At 60.9% G+C, this 18,539-nt stretch carries 18 protein-coding genes and 1 pseudogene; 9 read left to right on the forward strand and 10 right to left on the reverse strand.

The features are described 5' to 3' along the window. Positions 1-111 precede the first annotated feature (111 nt). The 9 genes from NKI73_RS11735 to NKI73_RS11775 form a co-directional block, all read right to left on the reverse strand. Complete coding sequence (locus NKI73_RS11735; protein WP_352629675.1) at positions 112-1,131, reverse strand: type II secretion system F family protein; 1,020 nt, start codon at positions 1,129-1,131, stop codon at positions 112-114. Positions 1,132-1,140: 9 nt separating this feature from the next. Then, positions 1,141-2,154: a type II secretion system F family protein gene (locus NKI73_RS11740; protein ID WP_352629677.1), complete on the reverse strand. Its 1,014-nt coding sequence runs from the start codon at positions 2,152-2,154 to the stop codon at positions 1,141-1,143. Between the two features lie 29 nt (positions 2,155-2,183). Next, the gene (locus NKI73_RS11745) at positions 2,184-3,686 is read right to left on the reverse strand and encodes a TadA family conjugal transfer-associated ATPase (RefSeq protein WP_352629680.1); all 1,503 of its coding nucleotides are present in this window, start codon (positions 3,684-3,686) and stop codon (positions 2,184-2,186) included. Between the two features lie 29 nt (positions 3,687-3,715). Beyond that, positions 3,716-5,005, reverse strand: coding sequence for a CpaE/TadZ family protein (locus NKI73_RS11750; protein ID WP_352629681.1), 1,290 nt, complete (start codon positions 5,003-5,005; stop codon positions 3,716-3,718). 38 nt (positions 5,006-5,043) lie between these two features. Beyond that, on the reverse strand, positions 5,044-5,781 hold the full coding sequence (locus NKI73_RS11755; protein WP_352629683.1) for a CpaD family pilus assembly protein: 738 nt from the start codon (positions 5,779-5,781) through the stop codon (positions 5,044-5,046). Positions 5,782-5,795: 14 nt separating this feature from the next. Beyond that, positions 5,796-7,316, reverse strand: coding sequence for a type II and III secretion system protein family protein (locus NKI73_RS11760; protein ID WP_352629685.1), 1,521 nt, complete (start codon positions 7,314-7,316; stop codon positions 5,796-5,798). Beyond that, the gene (cpaB, locus tag NKI73_RS11765; RefSeq protein ID WP_352629687.1) at positions 7,313-8,125 is read right to left on the reverse strand and encodes a Flp pilus assembly protein CpaB; all 813 of its coding nucleotides are present in this window, start codon (positions 8,123-8,125) and stop codon (positions 7,313-7,315) included. The genes NKI73_RS11760 and cpaB overlap by 4 nt, the downstream gene beginning before the upstream one ends. A 211-nt stretch (positions 8,126-8,336) precedes the next feature. After that, positions 8,337-8,855 carry an A24 family peptidase gene (locus NKI73_RS11770; RefSeq protein ID WP_352629953.1) on the reverse strand — a complete coding sequence of 173 codons (519 nt, stop codon included), beginning with the start codon at positions 8,853-8,855 and terminating at the stop codon, positions 8,337-8,339. A gap of 186 nt (positions 8,856-9,041) precedes the next feature. Next, positions 9,042-9,215 (reverse strand): Flp family type IVb pilin, encoded by a 174-nt coding sequence (locus tag NKI73_RS11775; protein ID WP_352629689.1) that lies wholly within the window; start codon positions 9,213-9,215, stop codon positions 9,042-9,044. A gap of 334 nt (positions 9,216-9,549) precedes the next feature. On the opposite strand from NKI73_RS11775, the gene NKI73_RS11780 reads away from it, so the two are divergent. From NKI73_RS11780 to NKI73_RS11795, 4 genes and pseudogenes are all read left to right on the forward strand, one after another. Then, entirely contained in the window at positions 9,550-9,972 is a 423-nt protein-coding gene (locus NKI73_RS11780) for a pilus assembly protein N-terminal domain-containing protein (protein ID WP_352629691.1), read from the forward strand. 138 nt (positions 9,973-10,110) lie between these two features. Beyond that, positions 10,111-10,260 (forward strand): annotated as a pseudogene (locus tag NKI73_RS11785) (TadE/TadG family type IV pilus assembly protein); the annotation flags it as partial. 30 nt (positions 10,261-10,290) lie between these two features. Continuing rightward, on the forward strand, positions 10,291-10,692 hold the full coding sequence (locus tag NKI73_RS11790) for a pilus assembly protein (RefSeq protein ID WP_352629967.1): 402 nt from the start codon (positions 10,291-10,293) through the stop codon (positions 10,690-10,692). A gap of 45 nt (positions 10,693-10,737) precedes the next feature. Beyond that, positions 10,738-11,325 carry a TadE/TadG family type IV pilus assembly protein gene (locus NKI73_RS11795; protein ID WP_502909560.1) on the forward strand — a complete coding sequence of 196 codons (588 nt, stop codon included), beginning with the start codon at positions 10,738-10,740 and terminating at the stop codon, positions 11,323-11,325. A gap of 45 nt (positions 11,326-11,370) precedes the next feature. Here NKI73_RS11795 and NKI73_RS11800 read toward each other — a convergent pair whose 3' ends face one another. Next, positions 11,371-12,291, reverse strand: coding sequence for a phosphate/phosphite/phosphonate ABC transporter substrate-binding protein (locus tag NKI73_RS11800; protein WP_352629695.1), 921 nt, complete (start codon positions 12,289-12,291; stop codon positions 11,371-11,373). A 208-nt stretch (positions 12,292-12,499) separates the two neighbouring features. Between NKI73_RS11800 and NKI73_RS11805 the strand changes: the two genes are divergently transcribed. The 5 genes from NKI73_RS11805 (at position 12,500) to dnaA (ending at position 18,276) form a co-directional block, all read left to right on the forward strand. Continuing rightward, positions 12,500-13,741, forward strand: coding sequence for a phosphopentomutase (locus tag NKI73_RS11805; protein WP_352629697.1), 1,242 nt, complete (start codon positions 12,500-12,502; stop codon positions 13,739-13,741). Continuing rightward, positions 13,734-14,624, forward strand: a complete 891-nt coding sequence (gene mutM / locus NKI73_RS11810) for a bifunctional DNA-formamidopyrimidine glycosylase/DNA-(apurinic or apyrimidinic site) lyase (protein WP_352629699.1) — start codon at positions 13,734-13,736, stop codon at positions 14,622-14,624. The genes NKI73_RS11805 and mutM overlap by 8 nt, the downstream gene beginning before the upstream one ends. A 31-nt stretch (positions 14,625-14,655) precedes the next feature. Then, positions 14,656-15,429 (forward strand): enoyl-CoA hydratase, encoded by a 774-nt coding sequence (locus NKI73_RS11815; RefSeq protein WP_352629701.1) that lies wholly within the window; start codon positions 14,656-14,658, stop codon positions 15,427-15,429. 182 nt (positions 15,430-15,611) lie between these two features. After that, complete coding sequence (gene rpsT, locus NKI73_RS11820) at positions 15,612-15,878, forward strand: 30S ribosomal protein S20 (protein ID WP_013533694.1); 267 nt, start codon at positions 15,612-15,614, stop codon at positions 15,876-15,878. Between the two features lie 853 nt (positions 15,879-16,731). Continuing rightward, positions 16,732-18,276, forward strand: a complete 1,545-nt coding sequence (dnaA, locus tag NKI73_RS11825; protein WP_352629703.1) for a chromosomal replication initiator protein DnaA — start codon at positions 16,732-16,734, stop codon at positions 18,274-18,276. Positions 18,277-18,539: the final 263 nt, after the last annotated feature.

Below are 18,539 nucleotides of genomic sequence, written 5' to 3' on the forward strand. Positions count from 1 at the left end.
GGTTTTGTGGGTGTGTTATTTTTTATAATATCACTGCAAAATTCTTTAATTTAAGACCCCGCGGTGCTTCGCGCGGGGCTTCTTCATATCGTACAGGGATTTTCCTCGCCGCTACTGGCTTGCTGCAGGTGCCGGATGGTCTCCGAAGATACCGCGCTGGCTGACCTGAATGCCGGCGGGGCCCAGAATGATTGCGAAAAGCACCGGCAGGAAAAACAGGATCATCGGCACGGTGAGCTTTGGCGGCAAGGCGGCGGCCTTCTTCTCGGCTGCATTCATGCGCATGTCGCGGCTTTCGGCGGCAAGCACGCGCAGTGCATGCGCCACCGGCGTGCCGTAGCGCTCCGCCTGGACGAGTGCCTGCGACACCGACTTGACCGAATCCAGGCCGGTGCGGCTTGCCAGGTTCTCGTAGGCCTGCTTGCGCTCCGGCAGATAGGAAAGCTCGGCGTTGGTGAGGATGAATTCTTCCGCCAGCGCTACCGATTGCGCGCCGATCTCGTCGGCGACCTTGCGGAGTGCTGCTTCCACCGACATGCCCGATTCGACGCAGATCAGCATCAGATCGAGCCCATCCGGCCATGCCATCTGGATCGACTGCTTGCGCTTGGTGGCGCGGTTGTTGACATAGATGACCGGTGCGTAGAAGCCGCCATATGCAACGAGGATGCAGACGAACAGCCTGATGACCAATGGCTTGTCGGGCAACCCTCCGAGCACGAAGATGTAGATTGCGGCCAGCGCGAAACCGACAAAGGGAAGCACGAGACGAAAGAAAAGAAAACGTGTCAGCGGATTCTGGCCGCGAAACCCGGCCACCTTGAGTTTCTGCAACGTGCCCTCATCGGCGAGCGCGCGCCTCAGATCCAGCCGGTCGACAATGTTGCGCATACCAACCGACTGTTCCTCGCGCAGGCCCTTGCGACGGCGATCCGCCTCGACTGCTAGCCGGGCGCGCTGTTTGGCACGCAGTTCGTCGCGTTCCAGCGCGACGGTTTTCATGCGTAACTTGAGCTGGTTTCCGCCAAACGCCGGCAGCAAGGTGACGGCGGTCGCAAACACCGCTATTGCGACCAGCAGCGCGATCAGGAAGCTCGGATCCGTCAGGGTTTTGATGACTTGCTCGGTCATGCCAGCATCCTAGACTTCGAAGTTCATCATCTTGCGCATCACCAGGATGCCGATCGACATCCAGACCGCCGAGCAACCAAGGATCAGATTTCCGACGCTGGTGGTGAAAAGCGGCATGAGATAGGCCGGGCTCGACAGGTAGACGAGAAAGGCGACGATGAAGGGCAGCGCACCGATGATCGCGGCGGACGCCTTCGCTTCCATCGACAGCGCCGCGACCTTGGCTTTCATCTTCTTGCGATCGCGAAGCACGCGCGAAAGATTGCCCAGCGCCTCGGAGAGATTGCCGCCGGCCTGCGACTGAATCTGGATGACGATGCCGAAGAAGCTTGCCTCCGTGCAAGGCATGGTTTCGGGCATGCGCAAGGTCGCATCGGGGATCGAGAGGCCCATCTGCTGCGAATCGACGATGCGACGAAACTCGGTCTTCACTGGCTCGGGCGATTCGTTGGCGATCAGGCGTACGGCATCGTTCAGCGGCAGGCCGGATTTGACCGCGCGCACGATGATGTCGAGCGCGTTCGGAAATTCGTTGAGGAACGCCTTGACCCGGCGGGCGCGACGGAACGAGACGAACCAGCGCGGCAGGCCCAGCGCTCCGGCCAGCAGCACGCCCGGCAAGGCGAGCATCGGTGCTCCGGCCACAAAGGCGGCCATCGTCAAAACGAGGCCGCATACGGCGGAATATATATAGAAGCGCTCGATGGTGGTCTTCAGGCCGGCCTGACGGAGTTGGGCTTTCAGCGGCGGCTTTTTGACGGCGCTGTCCTTCGTTCTCTGCTTTGCGTCGAGTTCGTTGAGCGAGTCCTGAACCGACTTGCGCCGCTTGGTGGCTTCCGCCACGCGGTCGCGCGAAGCCTTGACGACCGAGCGATCCGTCTCGGCGGTCCTGATCGTTTCGAGCCGCTTGCCGACCTGTTTCTCGTTGCTGATCCGGGTGAACAGAAATGCATAGGCGACGGCGCCGGCGCTGAAGCCGGCGAGCACGACAAACGCCAGTACTGTGCCGTCAATTCCAAACATTGGCCCGAACCCTTACGCCCCAGGATGCGTCAGTCAGCGCGTTTCTCCATCGCCTCGAGCGCAATGGCGAGGCGCTGCTCCTCGCCATAGTAGCGGGCCCGCTCCCAGAAATGCGGCCGACCGATGCCGGTCGATACGTGCTCTCCCAGCAGCCTGCCATTGGCGTCCTCGCCCTTGATGTTGTAGAGGACGATATCCTGCGTGATGATGACGTCGCCCTCCATCCCGATCACCTCGGTGATGTGGGTGATGCGGCGCGATCCGTCGCGCAGACGCGCCGCCTGGATGATCACGTCGATGGAACCGACGACGATTTCGCGCACTGTCTTCTGCGGCAGCGAATAACCGCCCATGGCGATCATGGATTCGATACGGTTCAGGCATTCGCGCGGACTGTTCGAGTGGATCGTTCCCATCGAGCCGTCATGGCCGGTGTTCATCGCCTGCAGAAGATCGAACACTTCGGGTCCGCGCACTTCGCCGACAATGATGCGCTCGGGCCGCATGCGCAGACAGTTCTTGACCAGGTCGCGCATCGTCACCTCACCCTCGCCCTCCAGATTGGGCGGACGGGTTTCAAGGCGCACGACATGCGGCTGCTGCAATTGCAGCTCGGCCGAGTCCTCGCAGGTGATGACGCGTTCCTCGCGGTCGATGTAGTTGGTCAGGCAGTTGAGCAGCGTCGTCTTGCCAGAGCCGGTACCGCCAGAGATGACGATGTTGCAGCGAACACGGCTGATGATCTTGAGAACTTCGGCGCCCTGCGGTGAGATGGCGCCGAACTTGACCAGCTGATCGAGCGTCAGCTTGTCCTTCTTGAATTTGCGGATGGTGAGCGTGGCGCCGTCGATGGAGAGCGGCGGCGCGATGACGTTGACGCGGGAGCCGTCGGGAAGGCGCGCGTCGCAGATCGGGCTGGATTCGTCGACACGGCGGCCAACCTGGCTGACGATGCGCTGGCAGATGTTGAGGAGCTGCTGGTTGTCACGGAAGCGGATGCCGGTCTGTTCGACCTTGCCGTTGACTTCGATGTAGACGTTCCTGGAGCCATTGACCATGATGTCGGCGATGTCGTCGCGTGCGAGCAGCGGCTCGAGCGGCCCATAGCCGAGCACATCGTTGCAGATGTCCTCGAGCAGCTCTTCCTGCTCGGCGATCGTCATCGCGAAATTCTTGATCGCGATGATGTCGTTGACGATGTCGCGGATTTCCTCGCGCGCGCTTTCAGGATCAAGCTTGGAAAGCTGCGACAGATCGATGGTGTCGATGAGCGCGGAAAAAACCTGGCTCTTGGTGTCGTAGTACGTTTCGCTCTTTTCGCGCTGTACCCGCTTTGGTTCAGGCGCCAATGGCGGTGCCTCGACCGCACGGCGCACCGGCGGCGCGACAGGTGCGCTTAGCGCAGCCGCGGGCCGAGCCAGAACCGCCGTGTCCGCGGAACTTGCAGCTGGCGGCGCAACAGGCGCCGGTGCCGGCTGGCGAAATTCCGGCGTGAACCGGTTGCCGTCGTCGTTGCCTCTTTTACCAAACATGATCGACTACCGATTCCACTGCTGAAGCGTCACTTCTTGTTGCGCGAGAGCTTGCCGAGCAGGTTGCCGAGCCCGGCCTTCTTCTTGACCTTGATTTCGCTGCGCCCGGTCAGCACATGCGCCATTTCGTTGATTATCGCGACAACCGGGTTCTTGGCATCCATTTCGCCGAGCATGCGTCCGTTGTTGGCGGCATTGCCGAACAGCAACGGATCAAAACCAATGACCGACATCGGCGACAGGCCGAGCGGCTCGGCGAAATCGGACGGCGAAATCTCCGGGCGCTTCGGGACGCCGGCCTGGTTGATGATCAGCTTCGGCGGCGGGTCGTTGGGACGAAGCCGTTTGAGCATGTCGACGAGGTTCTTGGTGTTGCGCAGATTGGCCAGCTCCGGCGTCGCCGTGATGACGACTTCGTCGGCCTTGACCAAGGTGTTTTTGGTCCAGCCCGTCCAGGCATGGGGAACATCGAGCACCAAAAGCGGCACGCTGCGCTGAGCGGTGTCGATGAGCTGCGCGAAGGCCTCGGGATCGAAATCATAGACCCGTTCGAGCGTCGAAGGCGCTGCCAGCAGTGACAAATGCTCGGCGCATTGGGTCAACAACCGATCAAGATAGACTTCATCGATGCGCTCCGGTGAAAACACCGCCTCGGCGATGCCTTGCGCCGGATCCTGGTCGAAATTGATGTTGGCTGTGCCGAAAGCCAGATCGAGATCGGCGACGACCACTTCGGATTTGAACAGGGAGGACATCGCCCAAGCCACATTGTGGGCAATCGTCGAGGAGCCGACACCACCCTTGGCGCCGACAAAAGCGATCGAGCGGCCGAGCGGCTCGGCTTCCGGATCGATGAAAATCGACGACACCACGCTGACGATGTCGGCCATCGACACCGGTGCGATCACATATTCGGAAATGCCGTTGCGGATGAGTTCGCGGTAGAGACCGACATCATTGTAATGACCGATCACCACCACCCTGGAAGTCGGATCGCAATATTCCGAGAGTTGGGCGAGTTGCTCCAGCAATTGCTTCGGCTCGCTGCGCGATTCCAGCAGGATCAGGTTGGGCGTTGGCGCCGATTGGTAGAATTCGATGGCGGTAGGGACGCCACCCATATGGACCTTGAGATGCGCCTTCGTCATGCGGCGATCCTCGCCGGCGCGCTCGACCGGATTGGCAACGCCCTCGGTCTCGCAAAATGCCTGGATCGAGATGCGCGGGATCGGCCGCAACGCCTGCATCGCGGCGATATCCTGTTGCGAGGTATCGCTGCCGTCCACCGGGGCATCGTAGGCAAGGTTGCTCATCGTCATGCTCTTTTCCGTGGCCTGTTCAATCCGAGACTGGCGGCTCAGTACGTCACTTCCGAATTGCCGAGGAACTCGTCCGAAATGCCTCTTGCACGATAGACATCGATCACCGCGCCGCGATTTTCAGCATCGATTGTGGAGGGTTTGCGCGGGCCGAGCAGATCGGCCGGATTGGCCATCTGGGAGGCAAGATTGTTCTGATAGGAGCAGCCGAAATCGGCATAGTGCTTGTTTTCCGACGTATCGACGAGGTCGTCGGGCCAGCGTCCGCATTTGTCGGTCTGGGCTCTCACCGAGATATAGGAGACGCGAACCGGGGCGGATGTCTCGCTCGAGCCGGCCTGATAGGAGACCACGACGATGCGGTTGCGCTTGATGCCGCTGGCGACTGCGAGCCTGGCGAAATCACGGCCGGCCGCCGTCGCGGCAATCTCATTGGCCGATCCGCTCGGGACCTGGATCGTCAGCGTCGGGGCGGCGCTCTTGTCATAGCCGTCGAGGAAGCCAAGAAGCGTATCGCGCTGCGAGCCGGTCATGCCGCGGTCACCGGCCCCGACAGGCAGGTCGATCTTCTGATTCTTCTCCGCGATCACGATTGGATGGTTGGTGCGATAGTCATCCGGGATGGCGCCAACCGTGATGCTGTCGCGATGGGCGCAGCCGGCGAGCAGCGCCGCCACTGCAACCGCCACGACCGGAACGGCTCGCCGGCAGACCTGCGAACTGCCAAGGCGCATCCTAGTGGCGATGGTGCTTGCCTTCAATGCTGACTGAGACATGTCCGCTTCCCCGCTTACTTGTAGATGAAGCCGACGACGCCGTGGTAGCGGCCGTTAGGCTTGTCGGTCTGCATAGTGCCGTAGACGCGATTGACGCGGCCGAGGAACATGGCGGCGCCGTCGCTGGCGGCGTTGAAATTGTCGTCCGGCTTGGCAAGGTCGTTGCGCGCCACCGGCTTCACCAGATAGGGCGTGATGATGATGACGAGCTCGGTCTCGTTGCGCACGAAGTCCCTGCTGCGGAAGAGCGCGCCGAGCACCGGTATCTTTGTCAGCCCAGGCAATCCGTTGACGGCTTGCCTGACATCGTCGCGAACCAGGCCGGCGATCATCATGGAGCCGCCAGATGGCAGTTCCACCGTTGTGTCGGCAAGTCGCTTGCGAAGCGAAAGGGCGTTCATGCCGGCACTCGTCACGCCTTCGGACAACGATACGGATCCCTCGGTTGTTGGCTCGGAAACCGAGGTTCGTACTTTCAGGCTTATGCGGCCGGGAGACAACACTACCGGCTGGAATTCCAGGCCGATGCCGTACTCGATCTTTTCGACGGTGTAGGTCTTCAACCCAGTCTGGTTGTCGGTGGATACCTTCTGGTCGACATTTGTCACCATGTTGTATTCACCACCGACCTTGAAGGTCGCCTTCTCCCCAGACACGGCGGTCAGGGTCGGCTCCGCCAAGGTCTTCATGACCCCGGACTGCTCCATGGCGTTGACATAAGCCTGCAGCCCCGACGCGCCGATCTGAAAGCCCGAATTCGACAGTTGCTTGCCGAGACCGGTGAAATTGTCGCTGATCGCGCCATAGCTGATGCCGTTGCTGCCACCGCTGCCGACCATGTTGACGCCGAGCTGCTTCATCACCGAACGGCTGACTTCGGCGACCGTCACCTTCAGCGTGACCTGATCGTCGCCGATGATCTGGAGCAGGTTGACGATCTTGCTGGTTCGGCGCTCCTGGTCCGGATTATTGATGTCGACACCGCTCTGGGCCGAACCGCCGGCCGCGGTCTGCGAATATTGGCCCGTCGTCGCTTCACCGCCCGAAACGAAGATCGTCGCCAGGTCGACCGCGCGTTTTGCGTCCAGCGGCGTGTCGACCGTTCCGGTCAGGACGACGTTGTCATTCAGCAGTTCGACCTTGATGGCCGACGTCGGCAGGAAGCGCCTGATATAATCCTCAAGGCCAGCAACGTCGCGTTCGACGGCCAGATCCAGGCTGACGATCTGCTCGCCATTCGGGCCAAAGACAAAGATGTTCGTATCGCCGACCGCCTTGCCGAACAGGTAGATGCGCCTTGCGGTGCGGGTCACCGCATCGGCCACCGCCGGGTTGGCGACGAGAATGTCATAGGCATCGCTCGGCAGGTCGATGACCACCGACTTGTTGAGACCCAGCTTGACGCGCTGGGTGGCCGTCGATGCCGTGACCTGCGCGTTCTTTGCTTCGACAACGCTGCCTTGCACATTCGTTCCGACGAGCAGCAGGCCGAATGCCGCGGCTGCGATTGCCGGCAGTTTACCACTTAGCCTCATTTCCTTGCCCCTACTTCGGAAACTTCGCCCGACTTGATCAGCCTCACAGTTCCCCTGCGGCCATTGCCGGAAACGAGATAGTCGGCCTCACCCAGATTCTTTTCCTGCGTGTCGGCGACCGCGCGCAGTGCCAGGGTCAGGCGATCCGCCATTTGTTGGGCGACGGTGATGATCTCTGCCTGCTTGGGCGTCAGTTCCAGCGTGGCGGTCTGGCCCACCCTGGTTTTCTTGCCTTCCTCGTCCTCCTGAATGGTCTGGTCGATGGCCAGGACCCGGATGTTCTTGAGGATGGTCTCAGTGTTGAAACCGGCGCCAGCGGCGCTGGCATCGGCCCTGCGAGTCATGATGACATCGACGAAATCGTTCGGAAGAATAAAGCCGCCGGCCGACGTGTCGGCCGAGATGGCCGTAGCGACCGCCCGCATGCCGGAAGGCAGGATCGACGACATGAAGCTTTGCCCCTCGCCAATCAGCTTGGAACGCCGCAGAGGCTCTCCGGCATACATCGCCACACGGGCAATGGAACTTTTCAGCTTGTCCAGCGCCTCTGGCTCGGCGGCGCGGGTGATGAAATTCGCATTGACGCCGTCGGCGGGCCAGGATTGCCAGGCGACGTTGTTTTCGATCGGGTTGCCCATCGGAACGTCGCCCGAAAGCACAAGCACGTCCTGCAGAGCCACCGCCGGGGCCTGGGGGCCGGAATCGACGACGACCTGTGGCGGCGGTGCCACCATGTTTTTCGCGACATAGCCTGCGCCACCCGCCGCGGCCACCGCCACGCTCAGAATTATCAATCGCGATGCTGGCATCTGTCCGAACCCCTGCCCTGGCAAACCACGTAGCCAAGCCGGACTTTGCAGCGGCAATCGTCAAAACAAGGTTAATGTAATACTTACGATCGTGATTAATTTAAGGTTTACATAAATTAGCCGGAATGTGGCCTGGCCGGCCAAAATGGCCGGGCCGGCCTGTTGAGAACCGGTTGCGGCAATGCTGACAGACAACGAAATTAAATCGCGCTCAGGCCGACAGCCTGGTGAGCGCCCATACCATCAAAGGCGAATCCGGATAGGTCAGCAACCCACCAAGGCCGAGCGCTACGCCGTAGGGAACACCTTTTGCCTCGTCAGCGAAATGACGGAGAAACGGATTCTGGCCAGTAACAGCGGCAAGCAGTGACTTCCGGTAGAGGATGATAGCGAGCGTCAGCAGGCCACCGATGATTGTCGAGGCGACAAGATACTCGACGAGATTCACATTGAGACCCATCCACATCGCGGTGGCAGCCAGAAGCTTGGCGTCGCCGCCGCCCATGCCGCCCATTGCAAACAGCCCGAACGTCACGGCCAAGACCAGGGCGCCAGCGGCGAAATGTCCGCCATAGGCCGCCCAGTCCATACCCGTCAGCGGCGCGACCAGCGCGAAGACAACGACAAGCAGCACCGGCACGCGATTGGCGATCGTCATCGACAGCATGTCGGAGATCGCCGCAAACAGCATGCAGAACGGAAAAACGACGAAGATCAGGGCTTCAAGCATCGGCGCCATGCCTATTGTCCGATTTCACGGGGCTCAATCTAGGCATGTTCGATTAACGATTGATGAGGCCCGGAACGAAAAGACGACTGATGTCGGCAGCGGCATGGAAAAAGGGCCGCCACGTGGCGGCCCTTTTCCAAAACGTAATCCAGCGCTCGGCGATAAGGCCGATCAGCTGCGCGTCGTTCAAGGTGCGTCGTTCAAGCGATCGCCGATGTTGGTGAACTTAGCGTTGAGCGCAGTGCCAAGCGTGCCGGCGCCAGTGATGATGGCGAGCGCGATGAGAGCGGCGATCAGACCATATTCGATAGCGGTCGCGCCGGATTCGTCCTTCACAAAACGTGCGATGAGATTAGACATTCGAGAGCTCCTACTCCACGTGTTACAGCACTTCCGTCAACTTCTGTGATGGTTGATCGGATGCTGCCAATCTAGGGAGAAGCTCTTTCGATCGGCTTAATAAACAGCCTTACCGATTCCTTTCCCGGTTCGAACACATTGCGTGGTTAACTTCGGGCTAAAGTACCGCCTAACCTTCCAGATCGGGGTTTGGTGGGCTTGCGACGCCGGCTGGACCGCGTCTCGCGGGCGGCCTTGTCGAGCATTAGACCATTGGCAACATCGCGCGCTTAACCGTTGGTTCACCAATCTCGTTCATGTTCCGTTGATCAGTCTGCCTGCGTGGAGCGCCTCAATGGCCCAGCCGAGATCGTCAATCGTGATTGCCGCGCTTCTTGCCGCCACGACCTTCGTCGCGCCAGCCATGGCCGGCGCCGGCATCGAGGTCACGATGAACCAGGCTAAAATCGTCAAACTGTCGCGTCCCGCGGACACGATCGTGGTCGGCAACCCGGCAATCGCCGACGCATCCGTGCAGGACGCCTCGACGATCGTGCTGACCGGCAAAGGCTTCGGCGTCACCAATCTGGTCGTGCTCGACACCGACGGCAGCCCGATCGTCGACGAGCAGGTTACCGTCGTGCGGCAGGCCGCCTCGTCCGTGCGTATTTATCGGCGCGCCGAAATACAGACGATGTCCTGCACGCCTTATTGCGAAAGCTCCTACAAGAGCGATGCGGAGAAGTCCTCCGAAGCGGAGATGAGCGTCGCCCGGTAGGATGGTGTAGCCGAATGCCGTTCAGGTTATCGGCTGGTTAAAACGCCAGCGCCGACTTTAACGGTCATTCGAACCGGACCTCAATTGGTTTGCGCTAATGCTCCTTCCGAGACCGCATAGAGATCGGCAGGATCAGACATGAGCAAGGAATTCGGCTCCGCAAGCGAACACAAGGCGAGACGCCCAAGGTTTTTCGCCCGTTTTCTTCGCGACCGGCGCGGCGCCACGGCAATCGAATTCGCGATCCTTTCAGTCCCGTTCGCATTGCTTGTCTTTGCCATTCTGGAAAGCTGCATCTCGTTCGCCGCCCAGGAAGTGATGGCCAACATCACCGACGATGTCGCGCGCCAGTTGCGCACCGGCCAGTTAAAGGCAGCCACCGTCACTGAAGACGGGTTGAAGACCACGATCTGCAACAAACTGCAGATCATCGTCGCCCAGGATTGCAAGCTTCAGCTGCTGGTGGACCTTCGCCAATATGCGACATTCGCCGACGCGGCCTTGGCCGGCTTCAAGATCAAGGACAACGATGTCAAGCTGACGAACGGCACCACCGAGCAAAACTTTGTCGTTACGGCGGGTGCGGCGGAGTCGCGGAACATGCTTCGGGTCTTTTACAAATGGCCCATCATGACCGACCTGTTGGCCCAGTCGATGGGCGGCAACAAGACTCTGCATTTCGCGTCCGTGACCTGGCAGAACGAGCCGTTCGACAACTGAGTTCGAGGCGGATGCGCGAGCAGTAAAAGAAAAAGGGCAATGGGCATGATGCGTGCGGGGGCACATCTTGGGACTACGGGAATTTGGCGGAAAGCAAGTCGATTCTGGTCCGATCGCCGCGGCATCGCGGCGGTCGAATTCGCCTTGATCATGCCTATTCTGCTGATCATGTATCTTGTGACAATGGAGGCGTCACAAGCCATAGAGACCAGCAAGAAGGTCAGTCGTATCGGCAGCATGGTGGCTGATCTCGTCACCCAGCAGCCGACCGCCGACCAGACGACTCTCAAAGCCATCATGGAGATCGGTTCCGTCACCCTTCAGCCCTACACCCGCTCGAAACCGAAAATCACCATCACGGCAATACAGGTCCCGACCGACATAACGAGGCCGCTGCAGGTAAAGTGGTCGCGCCAGCTGATCGATGGCCGCGACGGCGCTGGCCCTACCACCACCACAGTTCCACCAAAACTCTTGGTCGCCGACACCTTCCTCATCCGCGTCGACAGCATTCTCACCTACAAGACGGTCCTGGGCCTTGGCTTGGGCTCGACTTTCAACAACCTATCGATGAGCGAAACCTACTATCTGCGTCCGCGCAGAAGCGCGACGATCCCTTGCACCAACTGTTGAACCGAGACGCCGCCAGGCGGTTCGAAGGGCGTTGCGGACGGAGTTCTATTGCCGCGAACCACTGCCCGAGACGAAGCGCACGATAGAAGCCGCCATCTCGTAGTCCTTCGGCGCGACGATAGCGAAGCCGCCGGAATGCTCCGATTCCAGGAGGTCGTAGATATCAGGCGTGGTCGACTTGAGGTTGGTGAGGAACACGGTGAGCCGGCGCTTGGCTTCCGGGTCGAGATCGCTGCGCACCGCGTGGGGGCCATATCTCAGCAGGCCCGACGACCATACGACCCGAAGTGCCGCCGCCGAAAGCCCTGCCGCTTCAAGCCTTGCCTGCGTACCCGATGCTTCCCGCTGGCCGTCGGCAACGGCCGTCACCCAGCCGAACAGGCCATCGGCCTTGCCATCGACCAGCATCGTTTCGGCTGCCGCGGCCGAGTCGGCATGGACCAGAAACGGTGCGTCTTCCGCGACCTTGCGACCTTCTTCGGCCAAGGCCGCCAATGGCAAGAGAGAACCGCCGACGCTGTCCAAAGGCGCCATGGCGATGCGATGGCTCTCCATAGCCGCCAGGTCGGGCGGCTTGCCGTCCCGCGTCAGCAGAACGGAGCGGATGCCGATCGCGCCGTCGGAATCGACCGGAGCCACAAGCGGCTCGATACATAAGCAGCGCTGCGAAGCTGTCGCATAGGCGGTCGCCGAATAGATCGCGTATTCGATGCGGGCATCGGCCTGCGCCTCGATCAACGCGGCATAGTCACGCGCAACGACAAACTCGACCTTCATGCCCAAGGCCTTGGTGTAGGCGTCGGTCAACACAGCCAGCCCCGGAACGGTGTTGCCGGCGCCTGGCTCGGCAACGATGCCGATGCGAAAGGTGCCGATATCATCACGCCAGTCGGCATGCGCCGGATTGGACCAGAACGCGACCTGAACCAGCATGAGGGCAGCAGACGCCTTCAGCGCAACGCTCATGACAAAACCGCCGTCTGTTTTTCTAGACCCATGCCCATGTCCGTCGCATCGTTGCGACACGCCTTCTTGTTTGTGCATGTCGTTGCCCAAAACCGCTGCATCAGACGACGTCACTGGACTATCACGCCTAGCCGTTGCCGTTTGGTTTCCGAATTGCCAATGAAGTCGCGGAACCCTATGTCTGGTCGTTCAAACTGGCAACAACTCGATGGCGCGCGCTTTCCTCTTCGTTCTGGACTCCTTCGGCATCGGCGGCGCGGCCGACGCAGACCGCTACGGCGATGCCGGCGCCAACACATTCGCCCACATCACAGAAGCCTGTGCCGAAGGCCGCGCGGATCGCGAAGGGCTTCGCAGCGGACCGCTGTTTGTCCCCCACATGGCCTCACTCGGGCTTGGCAAGGCTGCCGAAACGGCGACCGGACTGGGCTTTGCCAGCAGCGGGCCGGATCTGCTTGCCACTGCCTTCCACGGCGCGGCGCAGGAGGTTTCGAGCGGTAAGGACACGCCGTCGGGCCATTGGGAAATCGCCGGCCTGCCGGTGCGCCTGGACTGGGGCTATTTCCCGGATACGGTTCCCGCCTTTCCGGCTGAACTGACCGAGGCGATGATCCGCGAAGGCAAGGTGCCGGGCATTCTCGGCAATTGTCATGCGCCGGGCACCGAGATCATCGAGCGCTTCGGCGAGGAGCACATCCGCACCGGCAAGCCGATCTGCTACACGTCCGTCGACTCGGTCCTGCAGATAGCCGCGCATGAAGTCCATTTCGGCCTCGAGCGGCTCTATGAATTCTGCAAGGTGGTGCGCAGGCTGGTTGATCCGCTGAGGATCGGACGGGTGATCGCGCGGCCGTTCGTCGGCGAAACCACCGCCACTTTCGAGCGAACCTACAACCGTCATGACTACGCCGTGCCACCGCCGGAGCCGACCCTGCTCGATAGGCTGACGGCGCGTGGCAGCCGTGTCATCGCTGTCGGCAAGATCGGCGACATCTTCGCCCACCGTGGAATCTCGGAAGTGCGCAAAGGGGCGGGCAACATGGCGATGTTCGACGAGGCGCTGGGCGCGATGGACGATGCCGGCGGCGGCGATCTCGTCTTCGCCAATTTCGTCGACTTCGACACCGAATTCGGTCATCGCCGCGACGTTGCAGGTTATGCTGCCGCGCTCGAAGCCTTCGACCGGCGACTGCCTGAGGCATTTGCAAGGCTGCGGCAGGGCGATCTTCTCATCCTGACGGCCGATCACGGCAACGATCCGACCTGGCAAGGGACCGATCATACGCGCGAGCGCATTCCGGTGATCGGCACCGGACCGGGTTTCAAGGGCGGCGACATCGGGTTGAGAACGACATTCGCCGACATCGGTGAAACCGTGGCCGAGCATCTTGGGCTGGCGCACGGCCGTTACGGCACTTCTTTTTATGCGGCGATTGGCGGTCATGCCTGAATTGCCGGAGGTCGAAACCGTCCGGCGCGGACTGCAGCCGGTTCTGGAAGGCGCCACCATCGCCCGTGTCGAGGCGCGCCGACCGGATTTGCGCTTTCCATTTCCCGAGAAATTCTCGCAGCGGCTGACCGGCAAGACGATCACGGCACTCGGCCGCCGGGCCAAATATCTGACGATGGATCTGGAAGGCGGTCCCGTGCTGATCTGCCATCTCGGCATGTCGGGCTCATTCCGCATCGAGACGGCGGACGGCAGCGGCATGCCCGGTATCTTCCAGCACGACCGCTCGAAGAACTCCAATCACGACCACGTCGTCTTCCATGTCGTATCTCCGGCAGGCGCCCGATCCCGCGTGATCTTCAATGATCCGCGCCGCTTCGGCTTCATGTTGTTTGCGGAAGGGCCGCCGGACGTTCATCCAATGCTGGCCGGGCTCGGCGTCGAACCAACGGGCAACACGTTGGACGGCATGCTGCTTGCCTCGTTGATGAAAGGGCGGCGATCACCGCTGAAGGCAGCGCTTCTCGACCAGAGGCTGATCGCCGGGCTCGGCAACATCTATGTGTCGGAGGCGCTGTGGCGCGCCAGCCTGTCGCCGCTGCGCGAGGCGGGCACGATCGCCAAGCCCGGAAAGAAAGCCAAGGCCCAAAGCGAACACCTCGCCGAAGCCATTCGCTCGGTGATATCAGATGCGATCGCGGCTGGCGGGTCCTCATTGCGGGACTATATGCAGACCGACGGGTCACTGGGCTATTTCCAGCACTCCTTCGCCGTCTACGACCGTGAAGGAGAGGCCTGCTCGAAGCCCAGCTGCGGTGGCCACATCGAACGGATCGTGCAGAGCGGCCGATCGACCTTCTATTGCCGGACATGTCAGCGGTGAGTTAGACGAGCGCGAGCGAGGAGAAGCAGCCATGACCTATGAAACGATCATCACCGAGACGCATGGCAAGGTCGGGCTGATCAGGCTGAACAGGCCGCAGGCGCTCAACGCGCTGAACTCGCAGGTCCTGACCGAAGTGGTCGCTGCCGTGAACGGTTTCAGCGCCGATGCCGGTATCGGCGCCATGGTCATCACCGGTTCGGAAAAAGCTTTCGCCGCCGGCGCCGACATCAAGGAGATGCAGTCGATCTCCTATGCGGACGCCTACGCCCAAGACTTCTTTGTCGGTTGGGAGGAGCTTACCCGGGCGCGAAAGCCTGTTATCGCCGCGGTAGCAGGCTATGCGCTCGGCGGCGGCTGCGAACTGGCGATGATGTGCGATTTTATCATCGCCGCCGATACGGCAAAGTTCGGCCAGCCCGAGATCACGCTCGGCGTCATTCCAGGCATGGGCGGGTCGCAACGGCTGACCCGCTTCGTCGGCAAGGCGAAGGCGATGGACATGTGCCTGACCGGGCGGATGATGGATGCCGCGGAAGCCGAGCGTTCGGGTCTGGTGTCGCGGGTCGTGCCTGCCGGCGACCTTGTCGAGGAGGCGCTGAAGGCGGCAGCCAAGATCGCCAGTTTCTCGCTGCCATCGGTGATGATGGCAAAGGAGGCTGTCAACCGCGCCTTTGAAACGACGCTTGCCGAGGGATTGCGATTCGAGCGCCGCCTGTTTCACTCGCTGTTTGCACTGGACGATCAGAAGGAAGGCATGGCGGCGTTCGCCGAGAAGCGGAAGCCGAATTTCACCAACCGCTGACGCCAATCCTTCGGCTACGAAGAAGAAGGCCGTTGGCCGCCAAAAAGAAGGCCAGGCAGCGTTGACGCGCCGGAAAAGCTGAACTATAAGCCGCACCAACCGAGGTGGCCCCGTGGCTGCCCGTATGTTTTTTGCGCCCTGCGGCATCCCGCATGCGCCCACCAGATCAGAAGAGAGGCATCATGGCCAATACATCCTCGGCCAAAAAGGCAACGCGCAAGATCGTACGCCGCGCAGCGATCAACAAGAACCGCCGCTCCCGCGTCCGCACCTATATCCGCCAGGTCGAAGAGGCACTTGCCTCCGGTGACAAGGCCGCCGCGCAGGCTGCCTTCAAGATCGCGGAGCCGGAATTGATGCGCGCCGCAACCAAGGGCGTGATCCACAAGAACACGGCGTCCCGCAAGGTGTCGCGACTGGCTCAGCGGGTCAAGGTTCTGTCGGCCTGACATTACGTCCCTAGACTGTCGTTCTTTCGAACCCGGCCGTTTGTGCCGGGTTTTTTCGTTTGCCGGCAAGCACTTAAAAAGAATGTCCGGAAACGGCGTCTTATGCGGATTTCACCATTAGGAATACTTTGCCGGCATATGCATGCCTGCTGTTGGTCGGCATGCTTGAAAAGGACTGACCTGAAGATTCTTGGCTATCAGAAATAGTCTATATTTTTCAGATGCTTACAGGCGGTGATCCACAGCTTGTCCACATAGAGCCGGGGCGATGGGGGACAAGTGGCTGTCAAGTAAAATATTTCAGAATATTTCGCGCCGCGCCGGGTTTTTCATATTCGCCGGAAAAGGGTTTGAATCACAATGGCTTTGTTAAAATGTGCCGTTGCGGCACGCCATTCGAACCCGCCTCCACTGACCAGATTCCTTAAAAATCCGTTAGACGTGGTCTTGCCCTATCCACAGCGATTTCGGTAATGTCGATCTATCGAAAGGGACGGGCCTCTGGCCCTTAACCCAGCCTGAATCGGCCAGCTTAAATTGGCGGGATTTGCAACGCGGATCAAGTCCGCGGACGGGTTTGGTTTGTCTTTTTCGATACGGTAGGGGACTGGCGTAACTAGACATGGCAGGTAGACAGCGCGCCGGCGCTCTTTTCGCCGGACGGCTTTGTATTGCCCTGACATACCCAACGCGGACTGGCTTCCATGAGCCGGCACCGGTTCCCCCGGATAATGGGCGACGTTCATCTGCCGGCGGCCGCAGCGGACATCGTAGCAAAGACGCAGTCGCCGGAACCGGATGCAGGAGGCGCATCCCCGGTGGAAAACAGGTACGGAAGGACAAGGAAAAGATCATGCAGAGCGGCATCGAAAGGGAGCTTGCGAGCGACCTCCCATTTCCTGGAACTTTGATCGGAGCAAACGGCATGGCGGTGTCCAGCGACGCGGAACAAAAATTCGACCGGGTCAAGACCCAGTTGAAGGCGCGCCTGGGAGCCGAAGTCTATTCGAGCTGGTTCGGCCGCATGAAGGTCGCGGAAGCTTCCAAGGGCATTGTCCGCATCTCGGTGCCCACCGCCTTCCTGCGCTCATGGATCAACGGCCACTATCTCGACCTCATCTCCGAGCTGTGGAAGCAGGAGGATCCCGATCTCCTCAAGATCGACATCGTCGTGCGCACGGCGACCCGTCAGGGACGCAGCCAGGCCGAGCCGGAGGCGGTGCCGGCACGCAAGATGACGCGGCAGACGCTGACGGCGCTTGCCGCCGGCACGGTCAGCCCCGGCCGGACAGAGCGTGCACCGGTTCCGCGTCCGGGCACACCGGTCGAGAGCGAATTCCGGCACAATGTGCTGGGGTCACCGCTAGATCCTCGCTATACATTCGGCTCCTTCATCGAGGGACCGTCGAACCGGGTGGCCTTCGCCGCCGCCAAGGCAGTGGCGGAATCGCAGTCGAGCGCGGTGCGCTTCAACCCACTTTTCCTTCACGCGACCGTCGGGCTCGGCAAGACACATTTGCTGCAGGCCATCGCCGCGGAATCGCTCAAGCAGAATCCCAAGTCGCGCGTCGTCTATCTCACGGCCGAGTATTTCATGTGGCGTTTTGCCACCGCGATCCGTGACAACAACGCGCTGACGCTCAAGGAACAGCTGCGCGACATCGACCTGCTCATCATCGACGACATGCAGTTCCTGCAGGGCAAGTCGATCCAGCATGAATTCTGCCACCTGATCAACATGTTGCTCGACAGCGCCAAGCAGGTCGTCGTTGCCGCCGACCGGCCGCCGTCGGAACTGGAGTCGCTCGAACCGCGGGTCCGTTCGCGCCTCAATGGCGGTGTCGCGCTTGAAATGTCGGCGCCCGATTTCGCCATGCGCCTTGGCATGCTCAAATTGCGCCTTACCACCGCCAGGATCGATGATGCGTCGCTGAACATTTCGGAAGAGATCCTCAATCACGTTGCCCGCACCGTGACCGGCAGCGGACGCGAACTGGAAGGCGCATTCAACCAGCTGCTGTTCCGTCAATCCTTCGAGCCGCAGATCACCATCGATCGGATCGACGAGATACTCGGCCACATCTATCGCACCGGCGAACCGAAGCGGGTCCGTATCGAGGACATCCAGCGCATCGTCGCGCGCCACTACAATGTGTCGAAGACCGAATTGCTGTCCAACCGGCGCACGCGCACCATCGTCAAGCCGCGGCAGGTGGCCATGTACCTGTCGAAGGTGATGACGCCGCGCTCGTTGCCCGAAATCGGACGGCGTTTCGGCGGCCGCGATCACACCACGGTGCTGCACGCCGTGCGCAAGATCGAGGACCTTTCCGGCAACGACAACACCCTGGCGCAGGAACTCGAGCTCTTGAGGCGGTTGATCAACGACCAGGCCTGACCGGTTCGGGCGAGCCCGAACCGGAACAACACCGGAATTCAATGGCTTGCCAGGGCGGGCCGGTGCCCGGAATGGGCTCGCGGCGCCACCTGGAAGCGACCCGAATTTCGGTTTTACAACACCGGCTCGCGGGCTACGTGCCCTTTATCCCCAGAAAGCCCGCGCAGCCGACCCTAACCGGTGGCGCGGGCTTGCGTTCGCCGGTTTTTTCCTGTCAGTTTACTTAGATTCTGAGCCTGTTCAGACCTTTCACGGGACGCCGC

This window comes from Mesorhizobium sp. M0496, from assembly GCF_040321205.1.
Lineage (GTDB): Bacteria > Pseudomonadota > Alphaproteobacteria > Rhizobiales > Rhizobiaceae > Mesorhizobium.